Origin of the sequence: Pseudomonas sp. AU11447 (genome assembly GCF_001672555.2) — a bacterium.
Classification (GTDB): Bacteria; Pseudomonadota; Gammaproteobacteria; order Pseudomonadales; family Pseudomonadaceae; genus Pseudomonas; species Pseudomonas nitroreducens.
In genome coordinates this window covers 87,328-104,449 of sequence record NZ_LZDG02000038.1, presented here as the reverse complement: position 1 = coordinate 104,449, position 17,122 = coordinate 87,328, and the positions used below count along the sequence as shown (strand labels likewise).

The following is a 17,122-nucleotide window of genomic DNA, read 5'->3' as shown; positions in this document are numbered from 1 at the left end:
CGACGGCGATCAGTAACCGCGGGAGAAATCCACCTCGCCACGCATCGCCTGCCCCGCCCAGAAACGGGTCAGGTTGTCGCGGAACAGTTCGATCAGCAGGCCAGGCAAGGTCGGCGCGGCCGTATGCCCGGTCAGCAGCAGGCGCGGCGTGTGCCAGAACGGGTGCGACGTCGGCAACGGCTCCTGGCGGCAGACGTCGATCACTGCGCCGGCCAGTTGGTTGGCTTCCAGCGCCGCGACCAGATCCTCGTCCACCACCGAAGTACCGCGCCCGGCGTTGAGGAACAGCGCGGTGGGCTTCATCCGCTGAAACAGCGCCAGGTTGTAGATATCGGCGGTTTCCGGCGTATCGGGCAACAGGTTGATCACGTAGTCGGCGGTCTCGGCCAGACGCGGCAGGTCATCCAGGCCGCCCATGCGGCCAAACGGCACCAGCGCGCGTGGGTTCTTCGCCACGCCGACCAGTTCGACGCCGAACGGCGCCAGCATGTGCGCTACGGCCTGGCCAATTTCGCCCGTGCCGACGATGAGGATCTGCCGGCCGCTCAGGCTGCCCGGCGAACGATCGTCCCACTGCACGCCGACCTGGCTGGCCAGGCGACCAAGGAACTGGCGCTCGTGGGCAAGCATGTAGGTGAGCAGGTATTCGGTCATGACCTGGCCGAAGATGCCGACGGCGCGGGTCAGCGCGTAGTCCTTGGGCAAGTCGTCGGCCAGCAGCGGGGTGATGCCCGCCCAACTGGACTGGATCCACACCGGGTGCACGCCATGGCGCAACAGCTGCGCGGCCAGGGTCGGCTCGCCGAGCCAAACCGGGCACTCCGCCGCCGCTTCCACCAGGGCATCGGGATTGTTGCCGGAGATCACCGTCAACCGGGGTTCGGCCGCCATCAGCAGGGCGGCGTAGAGGGAGTGTTCGCGATCGAGTACGAGCAGGCGCATGGTCAGGCCTTTCGCTTCGAGCGGTGGTGCATTTCCGGCTGGCGCATCTGGACTCGCTTCAAGGGAGCTTCCCTGGGATAAAACGTGGTCAGTTCTAGGGAAGTCAGGCGGCTATAGACACAGCCAGAGACCAAGCGTTCCGCTCCGTTGAACCCTATTTCTGAGCGCATAATGCGCTCAAGCCGCGAACTTGCACAGTGCCAGCACTGGGCAAATCCGCGGCCTGAGCGCAGTGACGAGCCAGTCGGGATCAGACTGGATCGTTTCGCCGCAGCAGCTCTTCGGGCAGGTGCTCGATGTACTCGTCTTCGGCCGGTGGCATCTGCAGGTGGAAACCTTGTTTCTCGATGTTTTCCAGCACCACGTTGATGTCTTCGCGAGCGAGCTGGCGCTCGGGGCTCAGGACCAGATCGAAGGTGTGCTTCGGCGCGCCAAAGGCTGCGAGCAGCGCCTCGGGTACGCGGCTGAGGGCTTCGCGCTTGTCGACGTACAGGTACATCTCGTTCTTGCGCGGACTCTTGTAGATGGAGCAGATGCGTTTCATGTCGGTTCTTTCTGCGTGATGGAGTGGGCCGCGTTATTCGGCAGTCGGGGCAGCCAGGCTGTCCAGCAGGGCCTGCCCCATCAGCTCGCGGCGCCAGCCTTGCAGCGAATCGGGCAGTTGGTAGGGGCCATTGGGCCAGCCGGTCTTGAGCAGGGCTTCGAGAATCTTCTTGCGCAGCATCAGCTCGGGCGCCATGTCCAGGCGCTCGGCCTCCTTCTGGCCGACTTCGCGCAGCTTCTTCAGCACCGGGGTGATCTCGCGCGGTAGCGGCTCCGGCAGGGTCTGCGGGCGATCGGCCTCGGGCAGCTTCGCCGCATGGGCGATCAAGGCGATCAGGGTGTCGCCGTCCTGGCGCACGGTACGCGGGTGCATGTCGTCGATGCGCGCCAGTGCAACCTTGTCGCCAGGCTGGAAGCGCGACAGCGGCCACAGGGTGTGTTCGCGCAGCACATGGTTGCGCGGCTTGTTGCGCAAGCGTGCCTGCTCCTCGCGCCAGACACACAGTTCGCGCAGCACGGCCAACTGCTGGGGATTGAGCTTCCACGCCAGCTTGACGTCGAGGTAAGCCTGCTGCGGGTCGCTGACACGGCTCTGGTTCTGGGTCAGGTCGGCACCATCGGCCAGCAGCCACTGCAACTTCTCGTCGCTCAGGCGCGGCGCCAGTTTCACGTAGACCTCGGCCAGGTGCTGCACATCCTCGGCGGCGTAGCGCACCTGCATGTCGGTCAGCGGGCGCTGCAACCAGTCGGAGCGGGTTTCATCCTTGGGCAGGTCGAGGCCGAGGATTTCCAGCACCAGCTTGGAGTAGCCCATGGAGTGCGGCATGCCCAGGTAGGCGGCGGCCAACTGGGTATCGAACAGCGGCTGCGGCAGGCTGCCGGTCAGGCGCTGGAATACTTCCAGGTCTTCGCCGCAGGCATGGAACACCTTGACCACCAGCGGCGATTCGAGCAACGCGGCAAACGGCGACCAGTCGCGGATCAGCAGCGGGTCGATCAGCCACACGCCGCTGCCGTCCCCCACCTGCACCAGCCCGGCTTCCGGGTAGAAGGTATCGACACGCATGAACTCGGTATCGAGCGCGAGGTACGGCAGTTCTTTCCAGTCCTGGCACTTGCGCTCCAGGGTGGCATCGTCGCGAATCCACTGTATATCGAGGGCGGTCACGAACATCTCCTTCGTTTCGGTGCGCGCAGTATATAGAGATGCATGATGTGCGAGCATTCCACTCGGCCATCGGTCTGTGACGATCGGCCAGCGGTCTCTACGCTTTGCCCCGCCCACAACAACAATAAGGCAGCTTTACATGAAGAAGCTTCTCGGGTTGGTCGTCCTGCTGGTCGCCGCCCTCGCCGTTTACCTGGCCGTCACGCCCAGCCCCATCGATCCGCTGGCCTGGACGCCGCCCAAGGCGCCGCCGATGACCGGCGTGATGGAACCCAACGACACGCTGATGAAGGCCGAACTGCTTGCCCAGGGCCAGATCGTCGGTCCCGAGGACACGGCCGTGGACAGCCAGGGCCAGGTGTTTGCCGGGCTGGACGACGGGCGCATCGTGCGCATCGGTGCCGACGGCAAGGCACAAACCTTCGTCGAAACCGGCGGACGCCCGCTCGGGCTGGCATTCGACAAGGCCGGAAACCTGATCGTCGCCGATGCCTGGAAAGGCCTGCTGCAGGTCGACCCGCAAGGCATGATCCGCGTACTGACCGATTCGGCCGATGGCGTTCCCTTCGCCTTCACCGACGACCTGGACATCGCCAGCGACGGACGCATCTATTTCAGTGACGCTTCCAGCCGCTTCCACCAGCCCGACTACGTCCTCGACCTGCTCGAAGCCCGCCCCCATGGCCGCCTGCTGCGCTACGACCCGGCCACCGGCAAGACCGAGACGCTGCTCAAGGACCTGTATTTCGCCAACGGCGTAGCGCTGTCGCAGCACGAGGACTTCGTGCTGGTCAACGAGACCTACCGCTACCGCATCACGCGTTACTGGCTCAAGGGCGAGAAGGCCGGGCAACACGACGTGTTCATCGACAACCTGCCGGGCCTGCCGGACAACCTCGCCAGCGATCGCAGCGGCACCTTCTGGGTCGCCCTGCCCTCGCCGCGCAAGGCAGACGCCGATGTGATCCAGCAGATGCCCTGGCTGAAACGCCAGCTCACCAAGCTGCCGCGCGCGGTCCTGCCCAAGCCGGTGCCCTATGGCCTGGTGATCCAGGTGAACGAGAAAGGCGAGATCGTGCGCAGCCTGCATGACACCAGCGGCCAGCACCTGCGCATGGTGACGTCGGCTAAACCGGTGAACGGCGTGCTCTACCTGGGCAGCCTGGAGAACGATCGCATCGGACGTCTCCAGATTCACTGACGCCTCAGGCCGGCGTCTGCTCCTTCAGGGCAGGCGCCGGTGCGGGCACTGTGGAGGGCTCCAGCAATTCCAGCATTCGCTCGCGCACCTCACTCATCAACGCATCGACACCATGCTCGGTGAACTGGGTGGAGTCGATCGGCGCGCCGACGTGCACTTCCACCGGCATGCCAAGATTCAGCTTCAGGCCACCGGCCGGGAGCAATTGCTGGATGCCGCGAATCGCCACCGGAATGATGATCGCGTCGGTCTGCTGTGCCAGGCGGAAGCACCCTTTCTTGAACGGCTGCAGCCTGCCGTCCTTGGAACGCGTGCCCTCCGGCGCAGCCCAGAGCACGATGCCGCTCTCCATCATCGTGCGCGCCCTGGCAAGGTCCGCCATGGCCTGGTGGCGGTTATGCCGGTCAATGGAGGGAAACTCCGCCGCCCGCATGGCCGCGCCCCACACCGGCACGGCAAACAGCTCACGCTTGGCCAGCATGCGGATCGAGCCGGGCATGGTCACGAAGATCGCCGGGATGTCATAGAAGCTGGAGTGGGTGCAGAGGATCATGTAGCGGCGGCCATCGCCGAAGTCCGGTACCTCGCCATGGCGGCTCAGGCGCGCGCCAGTCAGGCGCAACAGGCTGCCGGACCAGTCACGGGTGAAGCCGTCGACCTTGCTGCGGCGAAGCCGGCCAATGGCGCCCAGCACCAGAACCCGGACGCTGTAGCCCAGGGTGATCAGAACGGTCGCAAGCCCCACCAGGGCGACTCGCAGCGGGCCGGCCTTGCGCGGCGCCGATTGCAGGTTGAGCATGTTCGCCAACTCCCCACCAACTTTTCTTCATACAAGCCTTATGATGCGTTTCGGCCCCGTCACGACACAGGAACGCGCCCATGACCCAAGCCCGCCTGCTCACTCCGGAGCAACTGGCCGCCCGCCTCGATGACCCGAATCTCGTCCTGCTCGACTGCCGCTTCGCCCTCGAAGACCCGGCCTACGGCGCACGCAGCTACCAGGAGAATCATATTCCCGGCGCGCATTTCGCCGATCTCAACCGCGACCTCTCCGCCCCGGTGCGGCCGGGTGTAACGGGCCGCCATCCGTTGCCCGACCCGCAGCACCTGCTGGAGAAGCTGCGTGGCTGGGGGCTGAATGCCGACAGCGAAGTGGTGCTGTATGACGATGGCCCCGGTGCCTTCGCCGCCCGCGCCTGGTGGCTATTGCTGTGGCTGGGCAAGAGCGAGGGCGTCTATCTGCTCGATGGCGGCCTGACCGCCTGGCGCAACGCCGGCCAGCGCCTGACTACCGCCGAAACGCCGGTGCGACCCGGCGACTTCAAGGGCGAGCCGGACAACAGCCTGCTGATCAGTGCCAGCGAACTGGCCGCAAAACTCGGCGACGCCGAGCTGCCGCTGATCGACGCCCGCGGCCTGCCGCGCTTCCGTGGCGAGGTGGAGCCCATCGACCCGGTGGCCGGGCACATTCCCGGCGCCCAGTGCGCGGCCTTCACCGACAACCTCGGCAATGACGGCCGTTTCCTGCGCCCCGAGCACCTGCACCAGCGCTTCGCCGGGCTGCTGCGCGGCCGCCCGGCCGAGGATCTGGTGGCCTACTGCGGCTCCGGCGTCACCGCCTGCCACAACCTGTTCGCCCTGAGCCTTGCTGGCTACCCGCTGGGCCGCTTGTATGCGGGCTCATGGAGTGAATGGATCACCGATGCGCGACGCCCGGTGGCCACAGGCGACTGACTGCCTCCTTCCGGCAATAAAAGCGGAAGACGCGTCACACCAGCGTCTTCCGTTCTCATGGATAGGTGTAAGGGCATCCGTCAGACTCGTGCCCAATCTTCAAAGGAGTGATCCCCATGCCCTCGCGCATCCGCCAGACCCTGCTCGCCAGCCTGCTGCTTGGCCTGTGCAGCACTGCCCCGGCCTTCGCCACCGAGCTCGAAGCCACCCCCTGTGAAATCCAGGACCAGTGGTCCGACCTCTATGGCGACGACCTGGTGAAAGCCGCCAAGGCCGGCCACGCCAGTGCGCAGTACACGCTCGGCCTGGAATACGACTCCGGTAGCGACGAGTACGACCAGGATTACGAGAAGGCCGCCTACTGGTACGAAAAGGCTGCCAAGCAGGGCCATGCCTGTGCCCAGTACAACCTGGGCAATGCCTACGACAACGGCGACGGCGTCGAGCAGGACTCGGCCAAGGCGGTGTACTGGTATCAGAAAGCCGTCGACCAGGGCGACAAGGACGCCCAGTTCAACCTGGCAATCATGTACGAGAACGGCACCGGCGTGACCCGCAGCTACAAGAAGGCTTTCGCCCTCTATCTACAGTCGGCCGAGCAGGGAGATGTAGACGCCGAGTTCCAGGTAGCGGAGAGCTACGCCAAGGGCCGCGGCGTGGCGAAGAACCCGGCCCAGGCGCGCTCCTGGTACCAGAAGGCGGCGGAACAGGGCCACGAAGAGGCAGCGGAAAAGCTGGCTGCGATGCCGGAGTTACCGCCGAGCATCTAATCGCCAGAAGGAATATGAAGGAAAGCGGCGCCGACGAAACAATTTAAAAACAGTCCTTTACATCACATTCATCGCACTACACTTCAATTCGAGCGGCTAAGTCCGCTTCCGGCGGGGCCGAGGATAATCATCAGAAGCTGCCAAGACGCCCAGCCCCGCCGGTCATTGATGACGAGGATGTCATGGGAATCGCCGCGAACGATCTCTGCCAGTATGTGATCCGCCCCACCCTGCACTACCTGGGGCGCCACAGTATCGCGGCCGAATCGCTGCTGCTGGGGGCAGCGGCCTGTCAGTCGGCGCTGGGGAGCGCTCTGGATGACAGCCATGGCCACGGGCTGTATCGCATTGGTGAACAACGGCACCAGACGCTGTGGGATGGATTCCTGGCGCTGGACCCCGAGCTGGCCAGCCGCGTCCGAGGGCTGGCCAGCCAGCATGCATTCCTCGACGCGCCGCACCTCGAACTGACGGTCAACCTGCGTTACAGCACTGCCATCGCCTGGATGCTGGTCGAGGCGGAACAACTGCCCTTGCCACTGTCGGACGACCCCATGGAACTGGCCCGGATCTGGCGCCAGGTGTTCCACCCTCACGGACGCCTCCACGATTTCGTCGACGCCTGGCACAGCTATGTTGGCAATTTCAGTCGCGTTGCCTAGTACTTTCGTACCCGAACCGTGACCGATCGGTCAGAAAATATTTACATACAGCGACGAACGGCCATCATTCAGATGGAACGCTCGTTTGAGCCCTGAAGCCCAAGGTAGAGCGCCTGCCAACCACTACCCAAGACCCGGGAATCTTGGTAGCTTGCGCGCCGATAAACACAGGAGTTGCTCTTACAATGAAAACAACATGGCTCAAGACCACACTAGCCCTGACCATTAGCGCTGCCTCTGCCCAGGCTCTTGCCAACGGCATCGCCATCAACGAGCAGAGCGCCAGCGGCGCCGGCACCGCTTACGCGGGTCGTGCTTCTTCGGCATTGGACGCCAGCACCATCTACGGCAACCCGGCCGGCCTGTCCAAGCTCAAGCGCACTGAAGTCAGCGGCGGTCTCGCCGTTGTTTCCGCCAAGGACGACATCAGTGACGCACACAGCACTGCCTCCGGCTCCAACAAGGGCGACTCCGTCCCGCTGGCCGCCGTACCCTTCGGCTACTTCGCTACTCCGCTGGATGACAAGGTCAGCGTCGGCCTCGGCATCTATGTGCCCTACGGCATCATCAACGACTACGAAAGTGGCTTCCAGGGCCGTTCCCACGGTTCCTACAGCAAGGTCCAGGTGATCACCGTCCAGCCGACCATCAGCTACAAGTTCAACGACGTGGTGTCCGTCGGCTTCGGTCCGACCATCAACCGCATCGACGGCAAGCTGGAGAACTACCTGGACACCGGCGGCCTGAACAGCGCCCTGGGCGGTAACGGCGGCGACACCAAGATCAGCATCAAGGGCGACGACACCGCCACCGGCTTCAACGTCGGCCTGCTGATCACCCCGACCGAGAGCACCTCCATCGGCGCCACCTACCACTCCAAGGTCAAGTACGAGCTGGAAGGTCACACCACCGTCTCCAACTCCCCGGCCGGCCTGTTCGACTCGCGCATGGACGCCAGCCTGGACATCACCCTGCCCGAGTCCCTGGACCTGTCCGTCACCCAGAAGCTGGATGACCGCTGGACCGTCTACGGCGGCACCACCTGGACGCGCTGGAGCCGTCTGAAGTCCATCGAGGTGCAGAACAGCGGCGCCCCGATCTCTTCCTTCGACACCATCGGCGAAGACCTGAGCTGGCACGACACCTGGTCGGCCGCCATCGGTACCTCCTATCAGTGGAACGACCAGTGGGTGCTGCGTACCGGCTTCGCCTACGACCCGTCGCCGACCACCAACGAGCACCGTACCGTGCGTATCCCGGTGGGCGATCGCAAGATCTTCACCCTGGGTGCCGGTTACTCGCCCAACGCTGACATGACCATCGACGTGGCCTACGCCTACCTGTGGGAATCCACTGCCGGCGTGAACCAGCCTGACGGCCAGGAGCTGTCCGGCCTGCAACTGCAGCCGGCCTACAGCGCCAAGTACGACAACAGTGCCCACGGCCTTACCGCGCAGATGACCTATCGCTTCTGATAGCTTTCGCGCAATGAAAAAGCCGGGCCGATGCCCGGTTTTTTCATTTCCGCCCCGCGAAACCCTGAGGGAGCGAGTTTGCTCGCGAACAGGTTTTCCCAGGCGACTTCGGAGTCAATCGGTTCGCGAGCAAGCTCGCTCCTACAAGGACGGCCGTTTCGGCTCAGGCCACTTCGTCAGGTGCGGCATGCTCGCGGCAGATCAGTGCGCCTTCGTGCGCGCCCAGCCGCTCTCCCATCAGACCACAAAGGGCGCCGTCATCCAGTGGCTGGTGGAAGCGGCAGGTGCGACACAGGCCAAAGCCCGGCACGTTCTCCTGGCGCTGCACAGTCGTCAGCAACTCCCGCAGCAGTTCGACCAGCAACTCACCGCGCTCCCCCAGCGTTTCCTCTGCGCGCCGCAGAAAAGCCGGCGGCGCCAGTGCATCGATCAGCCCCCTGCCCTCCCGAGTCAGCTCCAGGTGCACACTACGGCGATCCTGGGCATCCGGGCGTTTCTCGATCAGCCCCTTGGCCTCCAATGCCTTGAGCGACTGGGACACCGTGCCCTTGGTCAGCCCGAGGAAATCCGTCACCCCCAGCGGCGTATTCGAATAGCGGTTACAGCGCGCCAGGTAATTGAGCGCACTCAGCTGGATCGGCTGCAGATCCGCCATCAGCGGCTGCTCACGAGCCCAGGCGCGCATCAGGCTGGCGATGCGTTCGAGGTAGTCGTACAGGGTCGTATCGGTCATGGGCTAATCCTCCCGATAGATAGTATCGATCAAAAACCAGTTTGACAGAAGGTCAATTTCGCTTGCAGACTAAAATGGTATCGAATCGATACATAACTGATCAGGAGAAGGATCATGAACAAAGCCGTTTACTACCATGCCGGTTGCCCTGTCTGCGTCGAAGCCGAGCGGGCGCTGCTGCCATTGCTGAACCGCGAAGTCGAAGTTGTACACCTGGGCGAGCAGTCGCCGCGCGTGGCCGAAGCCGAGACGGTGGGAGTGAAATCCGTACCGGCGCTGGTGATCGATGGGCAGGTGCTGCACCTGAACTTCGGCGCGGCCCTGGCCGACCTGAAATAAGGCCTGGCGACATGAGCAACTACCAGCCGTTGCATTGCGATCTCCATGACTACCTGGAAATCGCCTGCCTCTATCGCTACTGGCTGCGTATCGAACTGCGTGACGGCCTGGCGTTCGACGCCCAGGCCTTCACCACGCACACGCGGCGAACCGTGGACGGATCGCTGGAGGAGTATCTGGAAGTGCGAGTGGACGACGCCAGCCGAGAGTTCCGGCTGGACCGTCTGCACGCCATCACGCCACTGTCGGCGCAGGCGCTGTTCGGCAGGGTGATGCTGGGCCCGGCCTGAAACCGGGCCAGCGGAACCTCACCACATGAGGTCGTCGGGCACCACGTAATCCTTGTACGGATCGTTTTCGTCCGGCTCGCCACTGGGCTCACTGAGGACGATGATGCGGCGCTCATCGCGCTCCTGGATGCGCAGCGCGGCATCGCGCGGGACGATCTCGTAGCGACCGTCATAGCTGACGATGGCCAGGCTGCCGCGGCTGAGCTTGTCGCGGATCAGGTCGTTGACCGCGATACGCTTGACCTTCTTGTTGTCGACGAAGTTGTAGTAGTCGTCCGACTCCAGCTTCGGCAGGCGCGTGCCCTCGATCAATTGCTTGATCTGTGCGGCCTTGGCCTTCTTCTCGGATTTCTCCTGCTGCTGGCGGTTCAGCTCGGCATCACGGGCCTGCTTCTCGGCCTGGGCCTGCAGGGCCGCCTGGCGCTGGCTGTCGTCCTTCGCTACCTGGTTCTTGTGCTCCAGGCGCTGCTGTTTCTGCTTCTGCTTGCCGGCCTGCTTGGCCTGCTTCTCGTTGACCAGCCCGGCTTTCAGCAACTGATCACGCAATGACATGCTCATGAATCAAGGCTCTCCAACAGCCCAATTGATGCCGGACAAATCCCAGACCAACGCATAGGTGCTGCGGGACTGTCCTCAGGGGGTATAATCCTCGGGCCTGTGCCAGCGCAGCGCAAGTGCCTGGCTCGAATTCACTCATCTGGAGCGGACTCGTTACCTCCATGCTGAAGCTCATTGTTCTAGCGATACTGGCCATTTTCCTCATCGCCATCCTCTACGTACACCTGCGCGGCAAGGTGCGCCTGCCCTTCCTCCGCCAGGTGGTGAACCACTCCGCGTGGTTCGCCCCCTACAACTCGCTGATGTACCTGAACTCCAGCGTGCCGTCCAAGCCGTACCTGGACCGCGAGCGCTTCCCCGAACTCGACAAGCTGCGCGACAACTGGCAGATGATCCGCGAGGAAGCCGAGAAACTGTTCGACGAGGGCTACATCCGCGACGCCCTGAACAACAACGAAGCCGGTTTCGGCTCCTTCTTCAAGAAGGGCTGGACCCGTTTCTACCTGACCTGGTACGACGGCCCGCTGCCCTCGGCCCAGCAGCTGTGCCCGAAGACCGTGGAACTGGTGAGCAGCATCCCCAACGTCAAGGGCGCGATGTTCACCCGCCTGCCGCCGCGCAGCCACCTGAACAAGCACCGCGACCCCTACGGCGGCTCGCTGCGCTACCACCTGGGCCTCGCCACGCCGAACTCCGACGACTGCCGCATCTTCGTCGACGGCCAGCCCTACGCCTGGCGCGACGGCCAGGACGTGATGTTCGACGAGACCTTCGTCCACTGGGTGAAGAACGAGACGGACGAATCGCGCCTGATCCTCTTCTGCGACATCGAGCGCCCGCTCAAGTCACCACTGCTGACCCGCATCAACCGCCGCGTCAGTGCCTTCCTCGGCCGCGCCACGGCGCCGCAGAACGTCGAGGGCGAACGCGTCGGCGGGATCAACCAGGCCTACTCGGTATTGATTCGCCTCGGCGACGCCGTGGGCAGCAAGGTGAAGGTGTTCAAGCGCGCCTATCCCAAGGCCTACCGCATCGGCCGGCCGGTGCTGGCGGTGGTGCTGCTGGTGCTGATCCTGCGCTGGCTGTTCGGCTGACGAGCAGACACCACGCGCCAACAGCATCTTGTAGGAGCGAGCTTGCTCGCTCCTACGAAGAGAAATAAAAAGCCCCGCAATCGCGGGGCTTTTTCATGGGCGCCAATTCAACGGTGGCAGCACTTATCCACAGCTGAGCGGGTTCTTCTCGTCACGCTTGGCAGCGCCCCACAGTTCGTCCATCTCTTCCAGGTTGCTGTCTTCCAGCGTGCGTCCCTGGTCACGCAGGGCCGTCTCGATATAGCGGAAGCGGCGTTCGAACTTGGCATTGGCAGCGCGCAGGGCGGTTTCCGGGTCGACCTTGAGCTTGCGCGCCAGGTTGACCACCACGAACAGCAGGTCGCCCACCTCCTCCGCCTGGCCCTCGGTGTCGCCGCCGGCCATGGCTTCGAGTACCTCGTCCAGCTCCTCGCGAACCTTGTCCACCACCGGCAGCGCGTCGGCCCAGTCGAAGCCCACCTGGGAGGCGCGCTTCTGCAGCTTGGCAGCGCGGCTCAACGCTGGCAGCGCGTTGGGCACATCGTCCAGCAGCGACAACTGCACCGGCTCGGCGGCCTTGGCGGCACGCTCCTCGGCCTTGAGTTCTTCCCAACGCTGCTTGACCGCCGCTTCCTCCAGCTTCGCCGGGTCCGGCTCGCCGTAGAGGTCGCCATCAGGGAAGACATGGGGATGGCGGCGAATCAGCTTGGTGGTAATGCCGTCGACCACGGCGTCGAACTCGAAGCGGCCCTCTTCCCGAGCCAACTGCGCGTAGTAGACGACCTGGAACAGCAGGTCGCCGAGTTCCTCACGCAGGTGGTCGAAGTCGCCGCGCTCGATGGCATCGGCGACCTCGTAGGCTTCCTCGAGGGTGTAGGGGACGATGGTCGCGTAGCTCTGCTTGAGATCCCAGGGGCAACCGTTCTGCGGGTCACGCAGGCGGGCCATGAGGTACAGCAGATCTTCGAGCTTATGCATCCTTGGCACCCGCGCGATCACGCCGCGCCTCGATGATGTTGGGCAACTGGGAGATGCGCGCCAGCAGGCGGCCCAGCGAATCGAGACCGGGGATCTCGATGGTCAGGCGCATGATCGCGGTGTTGTCTTCCTTGTCCGAACGGGTGTTCACCGCCAGCACGTTGATGCGCTCGTTGAGCAGCATCTGCGAGACGTCGCGCAACAGGCCGGAACGGTCGTAGGCGCGGATGACGATATCCACCGGGTAGGTGCTGACCGGCACCGGGCCCCAGCTGACCTGGATGATCCGCTCCGGCTCGCGCCCGGCCAGTTGCAGCGCGGTGGCGCAGTCCTGGCGGTGGATGGTCACGCCGCGACCGAGGGTGATGTAGCCGACAATCGGGTCGCCCGGCAGCGGCTGGCAGCAGCCGGCCATCTGCGTGAGCAGGTTGCCGACGCCCTGGATCTGGATGTCGCCGCGCTTGCCATGGCCGATCTTGCTCGGCTTGCGCGGAATGAGTTCGAGCTGCTCGGTGCCGCGCTCGGGCTCCACCAGTTGCTGCGCGTAGTTGACCACGTGGGCCAGGCGCAGGTCGCCGGCGCCCAGCGCGGCGAAGAGGTCTTCACCGGTCTTGTAGTTGGCCTTCTCGGCGAGCTTCTCGAAGTCCACCGGCGGCAGCGCCAGGCGGCCGAGTTCGCGTTCGAGCATGGCCTTGCCGGCGGCGACGTTCTGGTCACGCGCCTGCAGCTTGAACCAGTGGACGATCTTCGCCCGCGCCCGCGAGGTAGTGACGTAGCCCAGGTTCTGGTTCAGCCAGTCACGGCTCGGCCCGCTCTGCTTGCCGGTGATGATCTCCACCTGCTCGCCGGTCTGCAGGCTGTAGTTGAGCGGCACGATACGGCCGTTGATCTTGGCGCCGCGGCAGTTATGGCCAACCTCGGTGTGCACACGGTAGGCGAAGTCCAGCGGCGTCGAGCCCTTGGGCAGGTCGATGGCATGGCCGTCGGGGGTGAAGACGTAGACCCGGTCGGGCTCGATATCCACCCGCAACTGTTCGGCCAGGCCGCCGATGTCGCCCAGCTCCTCGTGCCACTCGAGCACCTGGCGCAGCCAGGAAATCTTCTCTTCGTAGTGGTTGGAGCTGGCCTTGACGTCGGTACCTTTGTAGCGCCAGTGCGCGCAGACGCCCAGTTCGGCTTCCTCGTGCATGGCGTGGGTGCGGATCTGCACTTCCAGCACCTTGCCCTCGGGGCCGATCACCGCGGTGTGCAGCGAGCGATAGCCGTTTTCCTTGGGGTTGGCGATGTAGTCGTCGAATTCCTTGGGGATGTGCCGCCACAGGGTGTGCACGATGCCCAGCGCGGTATAGCAGTCGCGCATTTCCGGCACCAGCACGCGCACGGCGCGCACATCGTAGATCTGGCTGAAGTCCAGACCCTTGCGCTGCATCTTCCGCCAGATGGAATAGATGTGCTTGGCGCGGCCGGACAGGTCGGCCTTGATGCCGGTGGCAGCCAGGGCGTCCTTGAGCTGCTGCATCACGGTAGCGATGTACTGCTCGCGGTCCAGCCGGCGCTCGTGCAGCAGCTTGGCGATCTGCTTGTACTGGTCGGGCTCCAGGTAGCGGAAGGACAGGTCCTCCAGCTCCCACTTGATATGGCCGATGCCGAGGCGGTGGGCCAGCGGCGCGTAGATGTCGAACACCTCGCGGGCGACGCGCATGCGCTTTTCATCGTCGCCGTTCTTCACCGCGCGGATCGCGCAGGTGCGCTCGGCCAGCTTGATCAGCGCGACGCGCACGTCGTCGACCATGGCCACCAGCATCTTGCGCAGGTTCTCGATCTGCGCCTGGGTGCCGAGCACCAGCGACTGCCGAGGGCTGAGGCTGGTACTGATCGCAGCCATGCGCAGCACGCCTTCGATCAGCTTGGCGACGACAGGGCCGAAGCGCTGCGCCACGTCCTCGAGCTTGACCTTGCCCTCGCGCACGCCACGGTAGATCACCGCGGCGACCAGCGATTCCTGGTCGAGCTTCAGGTCCGCCAGGATCTCGGCGATCTCCAGTCCCGTCTGGAAGCTGGAGGTGCCATCCGCCCAGGAGTTGTCAGCCGTGCTGACAGCCCTGTCTTCCACCTCGCGAGCGAACTCGCAGGCTTCCAGCAGGACCTGGCGATCCAGGCCCGGGACCAGGGTCTGGACATGGTCCAGCCAGGCCTCGAGATTGATGCTGCCGTCCGTGTTGACCGGCTGATGCGCTCTCACCTGTACCATCGTGTCTACCCTTCCCCACGGTGCGCCACAACACACCGCTCACTGCGCCGGCCTTTCTTCTTGCTTGAGCCGGTCGGATTGCGCAGGCCTTCCTAGCCTGCCTCGAACAAAGCCATGGCCTCGACATGGGCCGTCTGCGGGAACATGTCGAGGATGCCGGCACGCTTCAGGCGATAGCCCTGTCGGGCCAGTTCGCCAGCGTCGCGCGCCAGGGTCGCCGGGTTGCAGGACACATAGAGTACCCGCTCCGCGCCCAGTGAACGCATCTGCCGCGCCGGCTCGAAGGCTCCGTCACGCGGAGGGTCGAGCAGCACGGCGGTGAAATCCTCCGCCGCCCAGGGGGCTTCGGCAAGCGGTTTCGTCAGGTCCGCCTGATGGAACCGGGTGTTGGCCAGGCCGTTGGCATGGGCATTGGCGGCGGCGCGCTCGACCATGGTCTGCACACCTTCCACGCCCACTACTTCGCGCACCTGGCGCGCCAGCGGCAGGGCAAAGTTGCCCAGCCCACAGAACAGGTCCAGCACGCGCTCGTCGCTGCTGGGCTTCAGCCAGTCCAGCGCCTGGGCGACCATCGCCTCGTTCACCGGCGCGTTCACCTGAACGAAGTCGCCGGGCCGGTAGGCCAGGGTCAGATTCCAGGCTTCGAGCCGGAAGCCGAGCTCCCGGTTCCCGCTGTTTTCTGCGCCGCTGGAACAAAGCGTCGGCTCGCCGTCGCCCTGCAACCACAGTTGCACATCCCGTGCCGAACAGAATTCCAGCAGTCGCGCGCGGTCGCTATCGGACAAAGGTTCGATATGCCGAAGCAGGAGCGCGCTGGAAGTGCCATGGAACAGCTCGACATGGCCCAGCGACTGCGGTTTGGTGAAGCCGCGCAGCAGCTCCGGCAGCTCGCGGGCGAGGACCTGCAGCTCGGGCACCAGCACCAGGCAGTCGTCGAAGGCGACGATGGCCTGGCTGGCAGCCGCGCGGAAGCCGACATCCAGGCGCTTGGCCTTGACGTCCCAGCGCACGGCGAGGCGAGCGCGGCGACGGTAGCCGAATTCCGGCCCGACCAGCGGCGCGGCCCACTCTTGCGGAACCAGGCCGGAGAAGCGCTCCAGCTGCTCGGCCAGTGTGCGCTGCTTGAGCGCCAGCTGATCGGCGTGGGGCAGGTGCTGCAGGCTGCAGCCGCCGCAGGTGCCGGCTACCGGGCAAGGCTCGGTGCGACGGTTGGCGGCGGTGCTGAAGAGGCGTTCGCTGCGGGCGTCGACGATCTGCGCGCGTGCCGACAGCACGCGGGCTTCCACCGCTTCGCCCGGCAAGGCGCCGGCGACGAACCAGGTGCGCCCGTCGGCGTGGGCAATGCCGCGGCCGTCGTGGGCCAGGCGCTCGATGTTCAGGCGCTGCTTCTTGCCCACGGGTACCGCGGGGCTGCGCGCTCCGCCGCTGGGCTGGAAACGCAGGCCGGATCTTTGTTTGGCCATGTCAGTTGGCGTCGAACACGCCCGAGGACAGGTAACGGTCGCCACGGTCGCAGATGATCGCCACCAGGGTCGCGTTTTCCAGTTCGCGCGAGAGTCGCAGCATGGCCGCCACCGCACCGCCGGAAGACACGCCGCAGAAGATGCCCTCTTCGCGAGCCAGGCGACGCATCACGTCCTCAGCTTCGGTTTGCTGCATGTCGACGACGCGGTCGACGCGGGTGGCGTCGAAGATCTTCGGCAGGTATTCCTGCGGCCAGCGACGGATGCCGGGGATGGCCGAGCCTTCCATCGGCTGCAGGCCGACGATCTGCACGTTTGGGTTCTGCTCCTTGAGGTAGCGCGACACGCCCATGATGGTGCCGGTGGTGCCCATGGAGCTGACGAAATGGGTGATCTCACCGCCGGTCTGCTGCCAGATTTCCGGGCCGGTGGAATGGTAGTGGGCGATCGGGTTGTCGCCGTTGGCGAACTGGTCGAGCACCTTCCCCTGCCCTTCGCGCGCCATCTGGTCGGCGAGGTCGCGGGCGCCTTCCATGCCCTGCTCCTTGGTTACCAGGATCAGCTCGGCGCCGTAGGCGGTCATCGCGGCCTTGCGCTCGGCGGTGGAGTTGTCGGGCATGATCAGGATCATGCGGTAACCCTTGATCGCCGCGGCCATCGCCAGGGCGATGCCGGTGTTGCCGGAAGTGGCCTCGATCAGCGTGTCGCCAGGCTTGATGTCGCCGCGCAGTTCGGCACGGGCGATCATCGACAGCGCCGGGCGATCCTTCACCGAACCCGCGGGGTTGTTACCCTCGAGTTTCACCAGCAGGGTGTTGGAGGTTTCCCCGGCCAGGCGCTGCAGGCGCACCAGCGGGGTATTGCCGACGCAATCGGCGATAGTCGGGTACTGCACGGTCATGGAGGCACTCGGATCTGGAACAGGGCGCCCTATGATACCGG

18 protein-coding genes are annotated in these 17,122 nt (G+C 64.8%); 8 read left to right on the top strand and 10 right to left on the bottom strand.

What is annotated here, in order from left to right:
• Positions 1–9: 9 nt before the first annotated feature.
• The 3 genes from A6723_RS11835 to rnd form a co-directional block, all read right to left on the bottom strand.
• A complete protein-coding gene (locus A6723_RS11835) occupies positions 10–942 on the bottom strand; it encodes a D-2-hydroxyacid dehydrogenase (protein ID WP_024766454.1) in 933 nt (310 codons plus the stop codon).
• Positions 943–1,192: 250 nt separating this feature from the next.
• Positions 1,193–1,486, bottom strand: coding sequence for a YcgL domain-containing protein (locus A6723_RS11830; RefSeq protein WP_024766453.1), 294 nt, complete (start codon positions 1,484–1,486; stop codon positions 1,193–1,195).
• A gap of 33 nt (positions 1,487–1,519) precedes the next feature.
• A complete protein-coding gene (rnd, locus tag A6723_RS11825; protein WP_054907201.1) occupies positions 1,520–2,659 on the bottom strand; it encodes a ribonuclease D in 1,140 nt (379 codons plus the stop codon).
• 133 nt (positions 2,660–2,792) lie between these two features.
• On the opposite strand from rnd, the gene A6723_RS11820 reads away from it, so the two are divergent.
• Positions 2,793–3,854 (top strand): SMP-30/gluconolactonase/LRE family protein, encoded by a 1,062-nt coding sequence (locus A6723_RS11820; protein ID WP_064979685.1) that lies wholly within the window; start codon positions 2,793–2,795, stop codon positions 3,852–3,854.
• 4 nt (positions 3,855–3,858) lie between these two features.
• On the opposite strand, the gene A6723_RS11815 is transcribed toward A6723_RS11820, so the two are convergent.
• Positions 3,859–4,653, bottom strand: a complete 795-nt coding sequence (locus tag A6723_RS11815; protein WP_054908689.1) for a 1-acyl-sn-glycerol-3-phosphate acyltransferase — start codon at positions 4,651–4,653, stop codon at positions 3,859–3,861.
• Between the two features lie 80 nt (positions 4,654–4,733).
• On the opposite strand from A6723_RS11815, the gene A6723_RS11810 reads away from it, so the two are divergent.
• The 4 genes from A6723_RS11810 (at position 4,734) to A6723_RS11795 (ending at position 8,495) form a co-directional block, all read left to right on the top strand.
• Positions 4,734–5,588 (top strand): sulfurtransferase, encoded by an 855-nt coding sequence (locus tag A6723_RS11810; protein WP_054908690.1) that lies wholly within the window; start codon positions 4,734–4,736, stop codon positions 5,586–5,588.
• Positions 5,589–5,704: 116 nt separating this feature from the next.
• Positions 5,705–6,358, top strand: a complete 654-nt coding sequence (locus A6723_RS11805; RefSeq protein ID WP_054908691.1) for a tetratricopeptide repeat protein — start codon at positions 5,705–5,707, stop codon at positions 6,356–6,358.
• A gap of 182 nt (positions 6,359–6,540) precedes the next feature.
• Positions 6,541–7,020 (top strand): hypothetical protein, encoded by a 480-nt coding sequence (locus tag A6723_RS11800; protein WP_054908692.1) that lies wholly within the window; start codon positions 6,541–6,543, stop codon positions 7,018–7,020.
• A gap of 185 nt (positions 7,021–7,205) precedes the next feature.
• Positions 7,206–8,495: an outer membrane protein transport protein gene (locus A6723_RS11795; RefSeq protein WP_054908693.1), complete on the top strand. Its 1,290-nt coding sequence runs from the start codon at positions 7,206–7,208 to the stop codon at positions 8,493–8,495.
• A 163-nt stretch (positions 8,496–8,658) separates the two neighbouring features.
• On the opposite strand, the gene A6723_RS11790 is transcribed toward A6723_RS11795, so the two are convergent.
• A complete protein-coding gene (locus A6723_RS11790) occupies positions 8,659–9,228 on the bottom strand; it encodes a MarR family winged helix-turn-helix transcriptional regulator (protein WP_054908694.1) in 570 nt (189 codons plus the stop codon).
• Positions 9,229–9,342: 114 nt separating this feature from the next.
• Here A6723_RS11790 and A6723_RS11785 point away from each other — a divergent pair, with 114 nt between their 5' ends.
• On the top strand, positions 9,343–9,567 hold the full coding sequence (locus A6723_RS11785; RefSeq protein ID WP_054908695.1) for a thioredoxin family protein: 225 nt from the start codon (positions 9,343–9,345) through the stop codon (positions 9,565–9,567).
• Between the two features lie 11 nt (positions 9,568–9,578).
• On the top strand, positions 9,579–9,857 hold the full coding sequence (locus tag A6723_RS11780; protein ID WP_054908696.1) for a Rho-binding antiterminator: 279 nt from the start codon (positions 9,579–9,581) through the stop codon (positions 9,855–9,857).
• An 18-nt stretch (positions 9,858–9,875) separates the two neighbouring features.
• Here the strand turns inward: A6723_RS11780 and A6723_RS11775 are convergent, their stop codons facing one another.
• On the bottom strand, positions 9,876–10,415 hold the full coding sequence (locus tag A6723_RS11775) for a DUF2058 domain-containing protein (protein WP_054908697.1): 540 nt from the start codon (positions 10,413–10,415) through the stop codon (positions 9,876–9,878).
• 161 nt (positions 10,416–10,576) lie between these two features.
• Here A6723_RS11775 and A6723_RS11770 point away from each other — a divergent pair, with 161 nt between their 5' ends.
• The gene (locus A6723_RS11770; RefSeq protein WP_054908698.1) at positions 10,577–11,509 is read left to right on the top strand and encodes an aspartyl/asparaginyl beta-hydroxylase domain-containing protein; all 933 of its coding nucleotides are present in this window, start codon (positions 10,577–10,579) and stop codon (positions 11,507–11,509) included.
• A gap of 123 nt (positions 11,510–11,632) precedes the next feature.
• Here A6723_RS11770 and mazG read toward each other — a convergent pair whose 3' ends face one another.
• From mazG to cysM, 4 genes are all read right to left on the bottom strand, one after another.
• On the bottom strand, positions 11,633–12,466 hold the full coding sequence (gene mazG, locus A6723_RS11765; RefSeq protein WP_054908699.1) for a nucleoside triphosphate pyrophosphohydrolase: 834 nt from the start codon (positions 12,464–12,466) through the stop codon (positions 11,633–11,635).
• Positions 12,459–14,717: a GTP diphosphokinase gene (gene relA / locus A6723_RS11760; protein WP_054908700.1), complete on the bottom strand. Its 2,259-nt coding sequence runs from the start codon at positions 14,715–14,717 to the stop codon at positions 12,459–12,461. The genes mazG and relA overlap by 8 nt, the downstream gene beginning before the upstream one ends.
• A gap of 92 nt (positions 14,718–14,809) precedes the next feature.
• The gene (gene rlmD, locus A6723_RS11755) at positions 14,810–16,180 is read right to left on the bottom strand and encodes a 23S rRNA (uracil(1939)-C(5))-methyltransferase RlmD (RefSeq protein WP_054908701.1); all 1,371 of its coding nucleotides are present in this window, start codon (positions 16,178–16,180) and stop codon (positions 14,810–14,812) included.
• Position 16,181: 1 nt separating this feature from the next.
• Complete coding sequence (gene cysM / locus A6723_RS11750) at positions 16,182–17,081, bottom strand: cysteine synthase CysM (protein ID WP_054908702.1); 900 nt, start codon at positions 17,079–17,081, stop codon at positions 16,182–16,184.
• Positions 17,082–17,122: the final 41 nt, after the last annotated feature.